The sequence below is a fragment of the Sphingomonas sp. 10B4 genome, from assembly GCF_035019905.1.
Classification (GTDB): Bacteria; Pseudomonadota; Alphaproteobacteria; order Sphingomonadales; family Sphingomonadaceae; genus Sphingomonas; species Sphingomonas glacialis.
The window spans coordinates 38,906-53,937 of sequence record NZ_JASJVC010000022.1 but is presented as its reverse complement, the minus strand read 5'-3'; the positions used below and the strand labels follow the sequence as shown (position 1 = coordinate 53,937).

Sequence of the window (15,032 nt, the reverse complement as noted above, 5' to 3'; positions counted from 1 at the left end):
AGATGTGTATAAGAGACAGCCCCCGGGAGACCCCCAAAAGGCGCTCAAAGCCATCGCCCTCAACTGCACGCTCAAGGCCGACGCCAGCGAGGCCTCCTCGACCGACGTGATGATCGGCCTGCTCAAGACCGCTTTCGCCGAGCGCGACGTGACGCTCACCGAGACGATCCGCATCGCCGCGCACGACGTCAAGCCCGGCGTCAGCTCGGACGAAGGCGACGGCGACGCCTGGCCCGCGATCCGCGCTAAAATCCTCGCGGCCGACATCCTCGTCTTCGGCGGCCCCGTCTGGATGGGCCAGCTCGGCAGCTTCGCCAAGCGCGTGCTCGAGCGGATGGACGCCCATCTCGCCGGCCTGCTCAAGGCGACGCCCTACCCGGGCTGAGCCGCCGCAGCGTTAGCCCCCGATTCAGCCGGGGTATGGCAGCTCGCGCCATTCCCCCGGCGCGATGCCGTCGAGCGACCAGTCGCCGATCCGCCAGCGCACCAGCCGCAGCGTCGGGTGGCCGACCGCTGCCGTCATCCGGCGGACCTGGCGGTTGCGGCCTTCGGCGATCGTCAGCTCGATCCAGCAATCGGGCACGCTCTTGCGGAAGCGCACCGGCGGGTCGCGCGGCCACAAGGCGGGCGGGTCGATCCGTCGGGCCTCGGCAGGGCGCGTCATCCCGTCGGTGAGCTGCACGCCGCGGCGCAAATGGTCGAGCGCGGCGGCATCGGGTTCGCCCTCGACCTGGACGAGATAGGTCTTGGGCAGCTTGAAGCGCGGGTCGGCGATCCGCGCCTGCAACCGCCCGTCGTCGGTCAGCAGCAGCAGCCCCTCGCTGTCGCGGTCGAGTCGCCCCGCGGGGTAAACGTGCGGGACAGCGACGAAATCGGACAAGGTGCGCCGCGCGGCGGAAATATTTGCATCGGTGAATTGCGACAGGACGTCATACGGTTTGTTGAGCGCGATCAAGCGCGTACCGACCGCGACCGGCTTTCGGTCGGGGCGAGCCACGGGTCGCGGCGACGATCGCGCCCGCGCGCCGGTGGCAAATTTTTCAGACTTTCGCTGCACGGTTGGTCTTATGAGGATCTACCCCCCGCTTGACCAGTTCCATCGGCTGCACGCCGACGTGCTGACGCTGCTCGATCGGGCAAAGCCGTATTTGAGCGGTCGCGAGGCCGGGGCCTGCGTTGTGCTCACGCCGTTCCGCACCGAACTCACCGCAGCGCTGCACGCGCTCGACGCCTATACTCAGCGCGCGCTGTTCAGCCCGATCCTGAGCGCGGGCGGGCCCGACGTCGCGACGGTGTGGACGCTCAAGGCCGAATATATCAAGCTCGGCTTCGACTATCAGGACTATCAGCGCAAATGGGCCGGCGTCGACATCGACGCGCACTGGGCCGAATATCGCCTCGCCGGGCTGGCGATGATGCGCCACATGCGCGAGCGGGTCGGCGCGCTCAACCAGGCGATCAGCGCGCTGTGCGAGCGACACTTCGATGCCGCGCGCGAGCCCGCCACGGTCGACTGATCACACCGTCAGCACGCTCGCCCCGCGCGTCTCGCCCGCCTCGAGCGCGCGGTGCGCCGCCGCCGCATCCTCGAGCGCGAAGGTCTGGCCGATCTCGGGCGTGATCGCGCCGCTGCGCAGCATCGCGAACACCCGCTCGGTGCCCGCGAGCCGTTCCTCGCGGGTCGCATAGTAACTGAACAGCGTCGGGCGCGTGACGAACAGCGAGCCCCTGGCCGCAAGCACGCCGAGCTCGACCCCCGTCACCTTGCCGCCGGCATTGCCATAGCTGACGATCAGCCCGCGCGGCGCGGCGCTCGCCAGCGACGACTCCCAGGTTGCCATCCCGACCCCGTCGAGGATGATCGGGACGCCCTTGCCTTGCGTGATCTCGCGCACGCGCGCGGCGATGTCCTCGTGCTTGTGGAGGATGACATGGTCCGCACCCGCGGCCTTGGCTTGCGCGGCTTTAGCCTCGCTTCCGGCAGTCCCGATCACGGTCGCGCCGATCGCTTTCAGCCAGCCGACGAGCAGATGCCCGACGCCGCCGGCTGCCGCATGGACGAGCACGGTCTGCCCCGCCGCGACCTTGGCGCAGCGCTCGACCAGGAATTCGGTGGTGCAGCCCTTGAGGAGCAGCGCGGCGGCCGTCCGGTCGTCGACATCGTCGGGCAAGCGCAACAGGCTGGCAGCGGTGACGTTACGCGCCGTCGCATACGCACCGAGCGCGGGGCCAAAGGTGCCGACCCGGTCGCCGGGCGCGAAGCCGGTGACGCCCTCGCCCACTGCCTCGACCACGCCCGCCGCTTCGGACCCGAGCCCGCTCGGCAGCGTGGCGGGATAGACGCCGGTACGATAATAGACGTCGATGTAGTTGAGGCCAACCACGGTGTTGCGCATCCGCACTTCGCCCGGGCCCGGATCGGGCAGATCGACATTCACCCACTCGATCACTTCGGGGCCACCAATTTGCTCGAATCTTGCGGCACGTGCCATGCGTCGTCTCCTCGCGGGAACAGCTCAACCGACGATCTGCGTTTCGGGTTGCAACCGATCTCGCAGCGCGCCATCTACCCCTCCTAGCAGAAACCAGAAACGTGGAGAGCGGCGATGAAGAGCTATCTCAAACAGTATATCAATGGTGCCTGGGTCGAGAGCCAGGGCGGCACGCGGCACGACGTGATCGACCCCGCGACCGAACAGCCCTGCACCGAGATCACGCTCGGCACCGCCGCCGACGTCGACGCCGCGGTCGCTGCCGCACGCACCGCGTTCGACAGCTATTCGCAGACGACCGTCGCCGAGCGCGCGGCGCTGCTCGAGCGGATCATCGAGGAGTACAAGAAGCGCATCCCCGACCTCGCCTTCGCGGTGAGCAGCGAGATGGGCGCACCGATCGGCTTTGCGACCGCGGCGCAGGTTCCCGCCGGGCTCGGGCATTTCATCTCGACGCTGAAGGCGCTCAACAGCTTCGAGTTCGAGCAGAAGCTCGGCCGTGCCAAGGTGGTGCACGAGCCGCTCGGCGTCGTCGCGATGATCACGCCGTGGAACTGGCCGCTCAACCAGGTCACCGCCAAGGTCGCGCCGGCGCTGGCGGCGGGCGACACGATGATCCTCAAGCCTTCGGAGGAATCGCCCGGCTGCGCGGTGATCCTCGCCGAGATCCTCGATGCGGCAGGCGTGCCGCCGGGCGTGTTCAACCTCGTCAACGGCGATGGCAAGGGCGTCGGTTCGGCGCTGTCGGCGCACCCCGACGTCGACATGGTGAGCTTCACCGGGTCGACCCGCGCAGGGATCGCGATCGCGCAGTCGGCCGCGGCGACGGTCAAGCGCGTGCATCAGGAGCTTGGCGGCAAGGCGGCCAATCTCGTGCTCGAAGGCGCCGATCTCGCCGCGGTGCTGCCGCCGACGGTCCAGGGTGTGCTCGCCAATTCGGGGCAGAGCTGCATCGCCCCGACGCGGCTGCTTGTCCACACCAGCCAGGTCGCCGAGGCAACTGGCATCGTCAAGGCGATGATGGAAGGCACCGCAGTCGGCGACCCCGCCGTGATGGGCGCGCATATCGGCCCGGTCGTCAACAAGGCGCAGTACGAGAAGATCCAGGGCCTGATCCAGTCGGCGATCGACGAGGGCGCGACGCTCGTCACCGGCGGCACGGGTCGGCCCGACGGACGCAATTCGGGGTATTTCATCAAGCCGACGCTGTTCACCGACGTGACCCCCGACATGCGCATCGCACAGGAGGAAGTGTTCGGCCCCGTCGCGACGATGATCGCCTACGACACCGAGGACGAGGCGGTGAAGATCGCCAACGGCACGCCCTACGGCCTGTCGGCGACGATCTCGGGCGATCCTGCCAAGGCCGCCAAGGTCGCGCCGCGGCTGCGCGCCGGGCTCGTCACGATCAACTCGTGGAGCCCCGACGGCAACGCGCCGTTCGGCGGCTACAAGCAATCGGGCAACGGTCGCGAGAACGGCAAGTTCGGGCTGACCGACTTCATGGAAGTGAAGACGGTGATCGGCGAACCGGCCTGACGCGCATGACACGCCGCATCGACGTGCTGATGCCGGTGAGCGGCAGTCCGTACGATGCGGCGGCGGCGGCGGCGCTCGCGCCATACCGTGCGGCGTTTGCCGCTGCGGGCATGGCGCTGGCACCGCGGCCGTGGGATTTGGGCCCCGGCGATGGCGATGCGGCGCTCGCGCTGTTCGCCTGGGGCTATCATTTCGACGTGACGCGCTGGGACGCAGTGCTGGCGGCGTGGCCCGACGAGCGGCCGCTGTTCAATCCGCCGGGCCTGCTCGCCTGGAACACGCGCAAGACGTATCTGCTCGCGCTCGAGGCGGCGGGGATCGCAATTGTCCCCAGCCGCTTCGGCCGCGCGGACGAGGCGAGCGTCATCGCCGCGTTCGACGCGTTCGGGTGCGACGCGTTGGTGGTGAAACCGCAAATCTCGGCAGGGAGCCACGAGACCGTCCGCGTGAAGCGCGGTGATCGCGTCGCCCCGCTCGACGCCGCGATCATCCAGCCCTTCCTCCCCGCGATCGCCGAGGAAGGCGAACTCTCGCTCTTCGCGATCGACGGCATCTTCAGCCACGCTGCGCGGAAAGTCGCGAGCGGGGGCGACTTTCGGATCCAGCCGCAATTCGGCGGTCGCTTCAGCCGCTACGCGCCCGATGCCGAGGCGCGCGGCGTGTTAGACGCGGTGCTCGCGGCGCTACCCGCGCGGCCGCTCTACGCGCGCGTCGATCTGCTGCGCAGTGCTAACGGCAAGCTCGCGTTGATGGAGGTCGAGGCGATCGAACCCGATCTCTATCCCGACATCGCGCCCGAAGTGCCGGCCCTGCTCGCAGCCGCGCTTGCCCGCCGGATCGGGGCGCGCGCTCAATAATCCTTCGACACGCGGACGTTCGCGGTCTGCCGGCCAAGCGTCGAGACCGTCGACAGCAGCGACAGCCACCGCGTCACCTGGAACTCGACGCGCGTTGCGGAATAGCCCGCGCCGTCGGTGACGATCTCGGCATAGAAGCGCCGCGTGATGTACTTGCCCGCGGCGACCGAGGTTTTCTGCCCGGTCGTAGGGTCCGCGGAGACGATCCGCAGCCGGTCGAGCCCGGCAACACGCCGCACCGCGTTGATCGGATCGAGCCCGCCCTTGCCGTTCTGCAATGCCGCCACTGCCGAGGCCAATTGCAGCGCCTCTGGGGCCGACAGATTGGTGATCGAGGTACCGAACAACAGCCGCGAGAGCAATTCGTCCTGCGGCAGCGCAGGCACGCTCGAAAAGGTGATCTCCGGCTTGAGCGCGGGTCCGGTAACGTTGATCGACGCGGTCAGCCCTGTCGTGTTGGCGTTCGCCACGATATCCAGCGCGGGATTGGCAGGCACTTCGCCCGCAAACAGGATCTTGCCGCGATCGAGTGCGAAGGTTCGCCCGGCAAAGTCGTAATTGCCGCGCACCAGATCGGCGCGCCCGGTGATCGCCGGATTGTCGGGCGCGCCACCGATCTGCAGATCGGCCGACCATTCGCTGCGCAAGCCGAGCCCGGTGACGAGCACCTGGTTCGGCGCGCGCGCGCGGATCGCGAGCGTCCACGGCATTCGCGGCGCATCGTCGTCCTGCCCGCCATCGGGCAGATTGATCTCCCGGATGTTGAGCTGCGGCAAGGCGGTCGCCGCGCTTGCCTGGCCGAGCCGATAGCGGCTCTTGTCGAGCCGGAGATTGCCCGAGATCGTACCCCCTGCGCCGTCCGACTGGAAGCGCAGGGGCCCGGTGACGGTCGCGCCGATATCGTCGCGTGCGATCATCACGGCGTGGTCGGCCTCGACCTGGAGATCGAGCCCGAGCCCGTTCTTCGCCGCAAAATCGAACACGCCGGTGCCCGTGACATGCCCGCCTTTGCCCGCATCGGCGGCGAAGCGATCGAGCGTAAGGCGCGATCCGCCGAAACGGCCCGTCGTCTGGACGTTGGTCAGCACGGTGCCCGTCGTCGTGCTTTCGATCTTCGCGCCCTTCGCTTGAACGACGCCCTTGATCTGCGGATTGGCGACCGTCCCGCCGACATCGGCGCCGATCGCGACCGGCCCGGTCAAGTCGAACAGTTCGATCCCCGTCAGCCGCCAGACGGTGTCGGCGGGCCCGTCATAGCGCAGCTGCGCGAACAGACCGGCATTCTGCACGCGCTGCGCGAGATCGTCGCCGCCGGGCAGGGTCAGCAGCATCTGCGCGCGGCCGACCGACTTGCCCCCCGTCTCCGCCACCGCGCGTGCCGCGATCCGATCGCGCGACAACAGCCCCGCAATCCCGACATCGACCGGACGCGATGAGACGATCAACCCCGAGCGCGTCAGCCCGCGCACCGTCATGTCGATCTTGCCCGTCGGCGCCGCGCCACCCCCTTGCGTGTACGACAGGCTGCCCGAGGCGTTGCCGCCGAGCCCGAGCCCGGGATAGCCGATATCGAGGATCGACAGCGGCATCCGCGCGACCGTCGCGGCAAGCTCGTTCGAGGTCCGCGTGAAGCGCCCCGAGACCTTGGCATTGCCGCCCGAAAAGGTCAGATCGGTCGACGCGAGCCGCCAGCCGTCGCCGTCGCGAGTCAGCACCGCGGGGGTGACCAGCGTCAGCGGACGACGGTCGAGCGTTCCTTGCGCCGAGACGACATAGCGATCGGGCGCGACTTGCGTGACCGACTGGATATCGAACGCCCGCCCCTGCGACCCGGCGATCGACGCGGTGATCGTCCCCGTCCCGCCGCGCAGCTTCGCTCGCGCGGCGAATCGCCCGATCACCAGCGACCGCCGCCGCAACCCCGCCCCCGTCAGATTGGCGTCGATCGACGTGCCGGCCGGATCGAGCAACGCCACCAGATCGAGATGCCCACGCCGCAGCACGAAGGCATTGGCGAGTTTCGCCGCGGTCGCATCGAGATGCGCCTCGATCTGCTGGTTGCCGCCGACCGGGCGGAACAGCAGCGCGCCCGCGAGCCCCCCACCGGCAACGTCGAGCTTGCCGTCGAACCCGCCGGGGACGATCCGCAGCGGTCCGCTGGCGTGCGTCCCGCTCACCGCCAGATCGGCGATCGCGATCGTCCCGTCGCCGCCCTTGGGCAGCAGGATCGCGCCGTTGCCGCTGAACGGCCCCAGCCGCGAATCGCCGCGCGCGGTAAACGCGAATCCCGCATCGGTCGGGTCGAGATGCGCGACGACGTTCGCCAGGCCCATCGTTTCGTTGGGCCGCGCGAACACCAGGTCGAGCGTCGGATGATCGATCTTGCCGTCGAGCTTGAGCGTCAGCGGGCCATAAGTCGTCTGCTGCCCCGCGCCCTCGAAATGGAAGGTGCCGTCGCGGCGACGAACCCCGTTGCCGGTGATGCGAAGCTGCGGCGCGGTCAGCACGAGGCCGTTGAGATGGAGCAGCCCGTCGGGCGTACGCTCGAGCCCGGTGACGATCCGCGGCAACCCGCCGCCGAGCGAGCGGAAGAAGGCGTTTTCGAGCGTGATCATCTGCGCGACACCCTGCCCGACGACGCGCGTCCCGCGCCCGCCGGGCCCCGGGACCACTTTGAGCGTCGTCTGCACATCGACCACGCCGAGGCCCGGGATGCGATAGCGCCCCAGCCCGCCGTTGAGGCCGATGTCATAGCGACCGTCGCGCAGATCGAGCAGCAGATTGATCCGCCCGTTGAGCTGGTCCGACGTCAGCTTGAGATCGTCGCCAAGCACGAGCTGCGGCGTCACACGCAGCACGCCGTAGATCGTCAGGTTGCGCAGGATCCCGCCGGCGACATCGCCGACGCCCGTGACGCGCGCCGCGGTCGCGCGGATCGGCACGAGCACGGGTTGCTTCGAGAAATGCCCACGCCCCGCCGCGCGGAAATCCTCGAACCCGGTATCGTCGAACGCGAAACGCTGCGCGGTGAGGCGATAGTCGAACGCCGCCGTCGCGAAGCGGCCGTCGAGGATCGCGCGCAGTTCGATCGCGCGGCCGGTCATGTTGGGGAAGAGCGCGTTCGGGCGCGTCAGCACGGCGTGGATGCGCAGGTTGCGGAACGCGCTTCTGGCCAAATCGAGCGTGCCGTCGCCCGACACATCGAGCGAGTCCGAGCGTAGCGACAGGGTCCCCTTGAGCTGACGATCGGCGAGCATTGCCGCACCGTGAACGAGCACGCGCGGCACCGTCAGTCGCTGGAGCTTGCCGTGCGCCAGCGGCGCCGGGACGAGCACACCCGACACGGCATAGGTGCCCGCGCGATTGGTCAGCGCGAGATCGGCGAGGCGCGTTGTGCCGACGTCCGCCACCATGCTGCCGCGCCACGCCGCCCAGCTTCCCTTGCCGGCGAGGTCGAGCGCGATCGGCTTGCCGAACCCCGAAAGCTTGGCGAGCACCCCGCGCGCGGTCCCGCGCACGCGCGCCATCGCTTCGAGCCGGTTGCGATCGGGCTCGGCGTCGAGATGCAGCCGGATGTCGTCGCTCCCCGCCACCACCGCCGCCAGATCGATCAGCGCGCGGCCGCGGTGGACATCGGCGCGCGCGCGCAGCCGCGCGGTCCGCTCGACGCCTGCCAGCGCGGGGGCGACGACCAGCCGGTCGACCGCAAGGCGGCCGACATGGATATCAAAGCTTGGCAGGATCGGCCCGGTGTTGAGGGTTGGCCGCGTCTGCGGCAGCCGTGCGAGCGACGCCGAGGCGATCCGCAGGCTGGTGATGTCGAGCCGGTTGTCGAGCCAGTGGAGCGGCGACCAATCGAGCTCGGCGCGCGGCGCTGCAAAGAACACCCCGCGCACATCGCGCACCCGCACGTCGATCAGCCTCGCGCGGCCATAGATCGATCCCTCGATCCGCCCGATGCTGTAGCGCAGCCCATTCGCCGGCCGCAGCGCACCGATCCGGTCGGTGACGAAGCGATGCCCCATGCCGGTATCGATCAAGCCGAGCACGACGACCACAAGCACGACCAGCGCGGCGAGAAGCGCGAACACGACTCGCCCCAGCGCGCCGTGCGGCTTGACCGTCGCGATCGGTGCCGCGGCGGCAGCGTGTTCGGCGGGCGGCGCGGCGTCGCTCAAAACGCCTGCCCCAGCGAGACATAGACCGCGACGCGCGGATCGCCCGGCGCGGGATTGACGGGCGTGCCGACATCGATGCGGATCGGCCCGAAATTCGAATAATAGCGCACGCCGAGCCCCGCGCCGTAGCGCAGCGCGCCGAAGCTCGGCAGCAGGCCGGTCGAGATATTGCCGCCATCGAAGAACGGCACGACCCCGAAATTGCCGAACGTCTTGACGCGCGCCTCGATCGAGAATTCGGCGAGGCTGCGCCCGCCGACGGGGTCGTTGTTGGGATCGCGCGGGCCGATGTCCTGATAGCCATAGCCACGCACCGACGCACCGCCGCCCGCATAGAAGCGCCGCGACGGCGCGATCGCATCGCGCGGCGCACCCGCGATCGTGCCGAGCCGAATCCGCCCGGCAAGCACGGTGCCCTTGGCGACGCTCTTGTAGGCGCTCGCATCGACTTGCATCCGCGCATAGCCAAAGGCTTTGCCCTCGAGCGAAATCTCGGGCGACAGGCGCCCGCTAAGGCGAAATCCGCGCGTCGGATCGAGCAAGTCGTTCGACCCGTCATAGCTCAGCACGCTCGGCAGCGCGCCGATGAAATAGGTCCGCCGCCGCGGCGCGCCGGTGTCGAGGATCACGTCGCGCTCGTCCGAAGCGACGAGTTCGGCGCCGAGCGACCACGTCCATTTCTTCTGGAAGAAGATGTTGGTCTGGCGCTCGAGGCTCCCCGACAGCGATACCGTGCGTGCTTGATAGGCGTTGCGCTTGACGTTCGAAGCGACCGTCTGGAAGGTCAGGATCCGGTCGCGCCCGTTAAAGTTATTGCGGCGGAACGTGGCGCTGGCCGATTGCTCCTGCGTGCCGAGCACCCCCGCCAGCGTCAGCGCGCCTTCGGGTGGGAAGAGGTTGCGGTTGGTCCAGCTGAGTGCCGCGCGCGCGCCCTCGCCGGTGCCATAACCGAGCTCGCCGGCGATGGTGTGCTTTGGCGCGGGCTCGAGCCCGACCGCGATGTCGACCGTGCCGGGTTCCTTGCCCTCTACGGGTGTGATCTTGACGCTCGACACCAGGCTGGTCTGGACAAGCGCACGGCGCAGATCGGCGAGCGCCGAGGCGTCGAACGGCTGGCCGGGCACGAAGCGCGCAATGTCCTGGACGTGGTCGGCATCGAAGATCGCGCTGCCCGACGTCATCGTGATCGCCCCGAAACGGCGCGCGCCGCCGGGGACGACGGTCAAGTCGAGCGTCGCGGTGTGCGCGGCCCGATCGACCACGATCTGCGGATCGCCGACGATCGCGAACGGGAAGCCGCGATCGCCGATCGTGGTGCGCAGGCTCGTCTCGGCCGCCAGCACCGCATCGACATTGACCGCGTCGCCGGGATCGAGCCCGAACGCCTTGCGCAGCGCTGGCGCCTTCTCGCCTGCGGCATCGACCCCGGCGACCGTCACGCCGCCGAAGGTATACAGCGTGCCGGGTTCGGCATCGAGCACGACGAGCGGCCGCGCCGCAGGCTCGACGCGTGTCCCGACTCGCGCGTCGTAATAGCCTTCGCCGCGCAGCAGCGTCGTCAGCAAGGTCGCATCCTCGCGCGCGCGGCGGTCGAGCTGCGCGGCGTTGGCGGGTTGCCCGTCATTGGCCTTCAACGTCGAGAGTTGCGCGAAGCGATCGCGCAGCAGCGTGCTCGCCACGCTGTCGATCCCGTCGATGCGGTAGCTGTAGCGCGTCTCGCCTGTCATCGCGGTCGGGGTGTCGGCGACAACGGGTTCCTGCGGCGCTTTCGACAGATCGGGCCAGTCGACCCCGAGCCCCGGCAACGGTGCCATTGGCGATTGCGGATCGAGCGGGAGCGGCGTCTGCGGCGCCGGATCGGCGGGAGACGCGATCGGGCTCGCCGACGGCCGCGTCTGCGCCGCCGCCGCGCCGCACCCGACACACCAAAGAATTCCAGCGGCCGCCCGATACGCGCGCCGCCGCCCGACCGATAACGACATACGCCGTCCTAGCCCGGCTGCCGGGCGAACGACAGGGGTTTAGCGCGGGCCCGGCGGCGCAATCAGTGAATCGTGCCGATCGCGCGGTCGAACGAGAGCAAGGCGATCAAGCGCTCGATCTGCCGCCAGCGGCAGAAGTGCAGATAGTTGCCGAGATCGCGGCTGCGATTGGCGCGCGCGGCGGCCTCGAGCCCGGCGTCGCCGCCGAAGACGGTGATGAGATCGGTCGCGTGCGTCACTTCGGTGCAATCCGCGAGATAGGGAACAACCATGCACTCTCCGCACGTTACGCGACCGCGGACCTGCGGACACGCGCTCGCTTCACGGTCCGTGCCAGTCCGCGACATCCCCCTAAGCCTGCGCGAGACAAAGGTTAACGCCTCCATGCGCGCCGCCCCATCGCTCCCAGCATGGGACGCTGGCGTCCTGCGGCGGGACATGGCACAGCGCTCGACATGGTCCGCTCATCCCCTCCCCGCACTCCGCTTGCCGGCGGTGCGCTCATCGCGATCGGCGCGATCGCCGGAACCGGCATCGGCCTGTTCACGCCGTTCGGCCCGACGCGTGGCTTCCTGATCGGGCTCGGGCTCGGCGTGGCGATCTCGCTCGTCATGTGGTTGCGCGACCTGCGGCGCTAACGCAGCGCGCGCGACAGCCAGACCACGCGGCCGATGATCGCGGCGGCAGTCGTGGTGATCGGCGGATAGGCCGGATTGTCGCTTTCGATCAGCATGCCATCCCTGGCCTTCGACACGCGCTTGACGAGCACGACGCCGTCGAGCCGCAGCACGAAGATTGCTGGCACGGTGCCTAACCGCGTGTCGCGTTCGTCGATCACGATCTGGTCGCCATCGGCGATCGTCGGCAGCATCGAATCGCCGCGCGCGCGCAGCATCGCCGCATCCTTCGCGCTGAGCCGTAGCGACTCGAGCAAGCGCGGGTCGAGCAGCATCGCCCCCTCCCCCGGCGCATCGCCGCTGAGCGCGCCCGGGCCGGCCGACGCCTCGACATCGAGCCGGCGGATCGGCGCCATACGCGGAGCCGCGACGCCGCCGAGTTCCGTCGCATCGACCCGGAAATAAGCAGCGAGCAAGGCGCGGTCGCGCTCGGCCAGATCGCGTGGCGTGCCGCGGCGGACATATTGCTGGAGATACGCCTCGTTGCGGCGAAGCATCCGCGACAGCGCGGCATAGCTGACGCCGTGCGCGTCGATCAGCGCGGCGAGCCGCGCGCGAGGATCGGAAGCCTCCATCGTCGCCATGATAGCCATAGGAATTTTCCTAGACAAGTTGGAAAATAGAACAGATCGTGAACACCAAGCCCATCGGCGCCGACGAATCGTGAGGAGACCGCCATGTCCGTGTTGCAGAAGATCGACCGTTATCTGAGGGCGAGCGCGATGCCGCCAACCACGTTCGGGCGGCTCGCGGTGCGCGACCCCCGCCTCGTGCGCGACTTGCGCCGCGGCCGCGAACCGGGTGCCCGTATGGTCCGCCGGATCGAGGCGTTCCTCGCCGACCAGCGGGTGTCGCGGTGAGCCGCGGCCCCGATGCCGCGACGCTGCTCCGGCGTGCGCTAGAACGCCATGCCGACGCGGCGGGATGTGATGTCAGCGTGTGTGTACAGGATTCGACCCGCTGGGCGAGCGCGACCTTTGCCGGCGCGCGTCACACCGTGGCGCTAACGCTGCACGACGATCCCACGGGCGGACTATGGCTGGAGGCGCTCGCCGAGGCAGACCTGCCGATTCGCGGGCATCTCGTCGCCGACATCGTCATCCTGTCGGCCACTCGGCATGACGAGAAGCTCGTGGTAGCACTCGAAGCGCTGACCGTCGAAGTTTGACCGATGCGCCCGTCACCGGCGATTGCGCGAGTCAGCGCGGATCGGTCGCCATTTGCCGCAAGCTGCCGAGCGCCCCCTCGATCGTCTCGGGCGAGGCCGCAGCCGGGTCGCGGCGGCCGACGACGCGTTCGAGCCGGTCGAGCAAGGCGTGGATCGTTTCCGACGGATCGCCCGCGCTCTCGGCGGGGCGAGCCGGACGCGACATCGGGCTGGGCGTGCGCCGCGCCGGGACGGGAGCGTCGATCGGGCCGAGCGGGAAGGTTTCGAAGCGTTCGCTCGGATCATAGGTCTGGCGACGTGGGAGCGGGAGCGGCAGCGGCGCGCTCGACGCCGACTCAGGCTTGGGCTGGTCGTCGGGATCGGACGTCGGCACCCCGGGCTCGCGCAGGAAGCTTGAATCATAGGCCGAAAGCGGCTCGTCGAGATCAACCGGCAGCGGCCGTTCGACCAGCGGCGCAACGTCGTCGGCATCGCGGTGCACCGGGCGCGCCCGGACTTCGAGGAACGGCGTGCCGAGATCGGTATTGGCAAACAGCGGACGGCGCGCCGGCGCATCGGGATGCGCGTCGGCGCGACGCAGCACGGGCGCGTTGTCGCCGTCCGAAACCGGGCGGCGCAGCGCGATCGTGCGGCCGCCGAAGGTCAGGAATAACGCGAACCATGCGAGCACGCCGACACCACCACCGCACAACAGCACCAAGGCGGCGCGCGCGGTGAGCCCCAAGGGCGGTTCGGCTGCCGAGATCACCGCGGCGATGCCGCTATCGACCACCATCGATTCGAGCAGCGCTGTCGGGACCAGCGCAAACATCGCCGCGGTCAGCACCCCGATTATCCCCGCGACGAGCGGGGCCAGCGGGAGGGTCAGGCGTTGAGGATTGGAGGAGACGGCCATGCACTCTGCTCTGCCATACTATCAGTAAGTTTTTGGTAAACGGGCGCGTAACGCGCCACGTTAACGGCCCAGTTACGCTCTGCCTCGACAAAAGTACGCCCGCGCTCGCGGCGGCCTTCCCAGCTCCAACGATCCGCAAGCAGATCGGCGAGCGATTGCGCCATCGCGCTTGGGTCGCCGGGCGCGAACAGCGTGCCCGTCTCGGGATCGCTGATCAGCTCGCGGTGCCCGCCAACGTCCGACGCGGCGACGAGTCGGCGCTGCGCCATCGCCTCGAGCGGTTTGAGCGGCGTCACCAGATCGGTAAGGCGCATCTTCTTGCGCGGGTACGCCAGCACGTCGATCACGCTGTAATAGCGTTCGACCTCGCCGTGCGGCACACGCCCGACGAAATGGATCTGCGCCGCCACCGGCGATGCCGCGGCTTGCGCGCGCAGCGCCGCCTCCATCGGACCGCCGCCGACGAGCACGAGATGCGCTTGCGGGCGCGCAGCGACCAGGGCGGGCATCGCCGCGATCAGATCGTCGAGCCCTTCATAATCGTAGAAGCTGCCGATGAAGCCGATCACTTCCTTGCCCGTCACGCCAAGCGTTGCGGCAAGCGCGGCGTCGTGCGGCAGCGGCGTGCCGAACATCGCCAGATCGACGCCGTTGGGCGAGACGATCAGCTTGCCCGGATCGATCCCGCGCGCAATCAGATCATCGCGCAATCCCTCGCAAATCACCGCGACCGCATCGGCCCGCTTGACTGCCCAGGTCTCGAGCGCACGAGTCGCACGATAGCGCAGCGATCCTTCGCGCCCCGTCCCGTTGCCGACCGACGCGTCTTCCCAGAAAGCGCGGATCTCATAGACCAGCGGCAGCTTGTATTGCCCCGCGACGCGCAAGCCGGCGAGCGCATCGAGCACGGGCGAATGCGCGTGGAGGATATCGGGCTTGAACTGCTCGACCACCTCGCCAATCCGCCTCGCGAATGCGGCGATCTCGCGCAGTTCGCCAAATGGCGCGGGCAAGCGCTTGACCGCAGCGGTGCGGTAGAAGTCTATACCATCGACGGTTTCCAGCCCTGCCGCTGGCGATGCATGCCGCGGCCCGGTGACTGCGGCGATCGTCCAGCCGCGTCGCATCTGGCTCTTCAGGATCGCGCGGGTGCGAAAGGTGTAGCCGCTTTGCAACGGCAGGCCGTGATCCAGAAGATGAAGAATACGCATGCTATCGCCCTAACGCACGAGTGCTTAACGGAG

At 69.0% G+C, this 15,032-nt stretch carries 15 protein-coding genes; 7 read left to right on the top strand and 8 right to left on the bottom strand.

The features are described from left to right. A partial coding sequence (locus QN347_RS08965) for a flavodoxin family protein (RefSeq protein WP_323494015.1) occupies positions 1 to 385 on the top strand: 385 nt, incomplete at its 5' end. Between the two features lie 24 nt (positions 386 to 409). Here QN347_RS08965 and QN347_RS08960 read toward each other — a convergent pair. Next, positions 410 to 997, bottom strand: coding sequence for a pseudouridine synthase (locus QN347_RS08960; protein WP_322159841.1), 588 nt, complete (start codon positions 995 to 997; stop codon positions 410 to 412). A gap of 70 nt (positions 998 to 1,067) precedes the next feature. Here QN347_RS08960 and QN347_RS08955 point away from each other — a divergent pair, with 70 nt between their 5' ends. Next, entirely contained in the window at positions 1,068 to 1,517 is a 450-nt protein-coding gene (locus tag QN347_RS08955) for a hypothetical protein (protein WP_133187029.1), read from the top strand. On the opposite strand, the gene QN347_RS08950 is transcribed toward QN347_RS08955, so the two are convergent. Beyond that, positions 1,518 to 2,492 (bottom strand): quinone oxidoreductase, encoded by a 975-nt coding sequence (locus QN347_RS08950; RefSeq protein WP_322159843.1) that lies wholly within the window; start codon positions 2,490 to 2,492, stop codon positions 1,518 to 1,520. Positions 2,493 to 2,606: 114 nt separating this feature from the next. Between QN347_RS08950 and QN347_RS08945 the strand changes: the two genes are divergently transcribed. Both QN347_RS08945 and QN347_RS08940 read left to right on the top strand, forming a co-directional pair. Next, on the top strand, positions 2,607 to 4,031 hold the full coding sequence (locus QN347_RS08945; RefSeq protein ID WP_322159845.1) for an aldehyde dehydrogenase family protein: 1,425 nt from the start codon (positions 2,607 to 2,609) through the stop codon (positions 4,029 to 4,031). A gap of 5 nt (positions 4,032 to 4,036) precedes the next feature. Then, entirely contained in the window at positions 4,037 to 4,888 is an 852-nt protein-coding gene (locus QN347_RS08940) for a hypothetical protein (protein ID WP_322159846.1), read from the top strand. On the opposite strand, the gene QN347_RS08935 is transcribed toward QN347_RS08940, so the two are convergent. The 3 genes from QN347_RS08935 to QN347_RS08925 form a co-directional block, all read right to left on the bottom strand. Further along, complete coding sequence (locus QN347_RS08935; RefSeq protein WP_416194456.1) at positions 4,882 to 9,066, bottom strand: translocation/assembly module TamB domain-containing protein; 4,185 nt, start codon at positions 9,064 to 9,066, stop codon at positions 4,882 to 4,884. The genes QN347_RS08940 and QN347_RS08935 overlap by 7 nt on opposite strands. Then, positions 9,063 to 11,048, bottom strand: a complete 1,986-nt coding sequence (locus QN347_RS08930) for an autotransporter assembly complex protein TamA (RefSeq protein WP_322159848.1) — start codon at positions 11,046 to 11,048, stop codon at positions 9,063 to 9,065. Before QN347_RS08930 ends, QN347_RS08935 begins: the two co-directional genes overlap by 4 nt. Before the next feature lie 62 nt (positions 11,049 to 11,110). Then, on the bottom strand, positions 11,111 to 11,320 hold the full coding sequence (locus tag QN347_RS08925; RefSeq protein ID WP_133187019.1) for a hypothetical protein: 210 nt from the start codon (positions 11,318 to 11,320) through the stop codon (positions 11,111 to 11,113). 138 nt (positions 11,321 to 11,458) lie between these two features. On the opposite strand from QN347_RS08925, the gene QN347_RS08920 reads away from it, so the two are divergent. Beyond that, positions 11,459 to 11,686 carry a hypothetical protein gene (locus QN347_RS08920; protein WP_322159850.1) on the top strand — a complete coding sequence of 76 codons (228 nt, stop codon included), beginning with the start codon at positions 11,459 to 11,461 and terminating at the stop codon, positions 11,684 to 11,686. Here the strand turns inward: QN347_RS08920 and QN347_RS08915 are convergent. Next, positions 11,683 to 12,318 carry a S24 family peptidase gene (locus QN347_RS08915; protein WP_322159852.1) on the bottom strand — a complete coding sequence of 212 codons (636 nt, stop codon included), beginning with the start codon at positions 12,316 to 12,318 and terminating at the stop codon, positions 11,683 to 11,685. The genes QN347_RS08920 and QN347_RS08915 overlap by 4 nt on opposite strands. A gap of 84 nt (positions 12,319 to 12,402) precedes the next feature. On the opposite strand from QN347_RS08915, the gene QN347_RS08910 reads away from it, so the two are divergent. Continuing rightward, positions 12,403 to 12,585 carry a hypothetical protein gene (locus tag QN347_RS08910; RefSeq protein ID WP_133187017.1) on the top strand — a complete coding sequence of 61 codons (183 nt, stop codon included), beginning with the start codon at positions 12,403 to 12,405 and terminating at the stop codon, positions 12,583 to 12,585. Next, positions 12,582 to 12,893, top strand: a complete 312-nt coding sequence (locus QN347_RS08905; RefSeq protein ID WP_322159853.1) for a hypothetical protein — start codon at positions 12,582 to 12,584, stop codon at positions 12,891 to 12,893. The genes QN347_RS08910 and QN347_RS08905 overlap by 4 nt, the downstream gene beginning before the upstream one ends. A 31-nt stretch (positions 12,894 to 12,924) precedes the next feature. Here QN347_RS08905 and QN347_RS08900 read toward each other — a convergent pair whose 3' ends face one another. Both QN347_RS08900 and QN347_RS08895 read right to left on the bottom strand, forming a co-directional pair. Further along, positions 12,925 to 13,788 carry a hypothetical protein gene (locus QN347_RS08900; protein WP_322159855.1) on the bottom strand — a complete coding sequence of 288 codons (864 nt, stop codon included), beginning with the start codon at positions 13,786 to 13,788 and terminating at the stop codon, positions 12,925 to 12,927. Continuing rightward, on the bottom strand, positions 13,758 to 14,999 hold the full coding sequence (locus QN347_RS08895) for a TIGR04063 family PEP-CTERM/XrtA system glycosyltransferase (RefSeq protein WP_322159856.1): 1,242 nt from the start codon (positions 14,997 to 14,999) through the stop codon (positions 13,758 to 13,760). The genes QN347_RS08900 and QN347_RS08895 overlap by 31 nt, the downstream gene beginning before the upstream one ends. Positions 15,000 to 15,032: the final 33 nt, after the last annotated feature.

What these genes read in the sequence shown, in the direction of transcription:
- QN347_RS08955 (WP_133187029.1), top strand. Translation starts at nt 1,068, where the DNA reads ATGAGGATCTACCCCCCGCTTGACCAGTTCCATCGGCTGCACGCCGAC.
- QN347_RS08950 (WP_322159843.1), bottom strand. Translation starts at nt 2,492, where the DNA reads ATGGCACGTGCCGCAAGATTCGAGCAAATTGGTGGCCCCGAAGTGATC.
- QN347_RS08945 (WP_322159845.1), top strand. Translation starts at nt 2,607, where the DNA reads ATGAAGAGCTATCTCAAACAGTATATCAATGGTGCCTGGGTCGAGAGC.
- QN347_RS08940 (WP_322159846.1), top strand. Translation starts at nt 4,037, where the DNA reads ATGACACGCCGCATCGACGTGCTGATGCCGGTGAGCGGCAGTCCGTAC.
- QN347_RS08930 (WP_322159848.1), bottom strand. Translation starts at nt 11,048, where the DNA reads ATGTCGTTATCGGTCGGGCGGCGGCGCGCGTATCGGGCGGCCGCTGGA.
- QN347_RS08925 (WP_133187019.1), bottom strand. Translation starts at nt 11,320, where the DNA reads ATGGTTGTTCCCTATCTCGCGGATTGCACCGAAGTGACGCACGCGACC.
- QN347_RS08920 (WP_322159850.1), top strand. Translation starts at nt 11,459, where the DNA reads ATGGGACGCTGGCGTCCTGCGGCGGGACATGGCACAGCGCTCGACATG.
- QN347_RS08915 (WP_322159852.1), bottom strand. Translation starts at nt 12,318, where the DNA reads ATGGCTATCATGGCGACGATGGAGGCTTCCGATCCTCGCGCGCGGCTC.
- QN347_RS08910 (WP_133187017.1), top strand. Translation starts at nt 12,403, where the DNA reads ATGTCCGTGTTGCAGAAGATCGACCGTTATCTGAGGGCGAGCGCGATG.
- QN347_RS08900 (WP_322159855.1), bottom strand. Translation starts at nt 13,788, where the DNA reads ATGGCCGTCTCCTCCAATCCTCAACGCCTGACCCTCCCGCTGGCCCCG.
- QN347_RS08895 (WP_322159856.1), bottom strand. Translation starts at nt 14,999, where the DNA reads ATGCGTATTCTTCATCTTCTGGATCACGGCCTGCCGTTGCAAAGCGGC.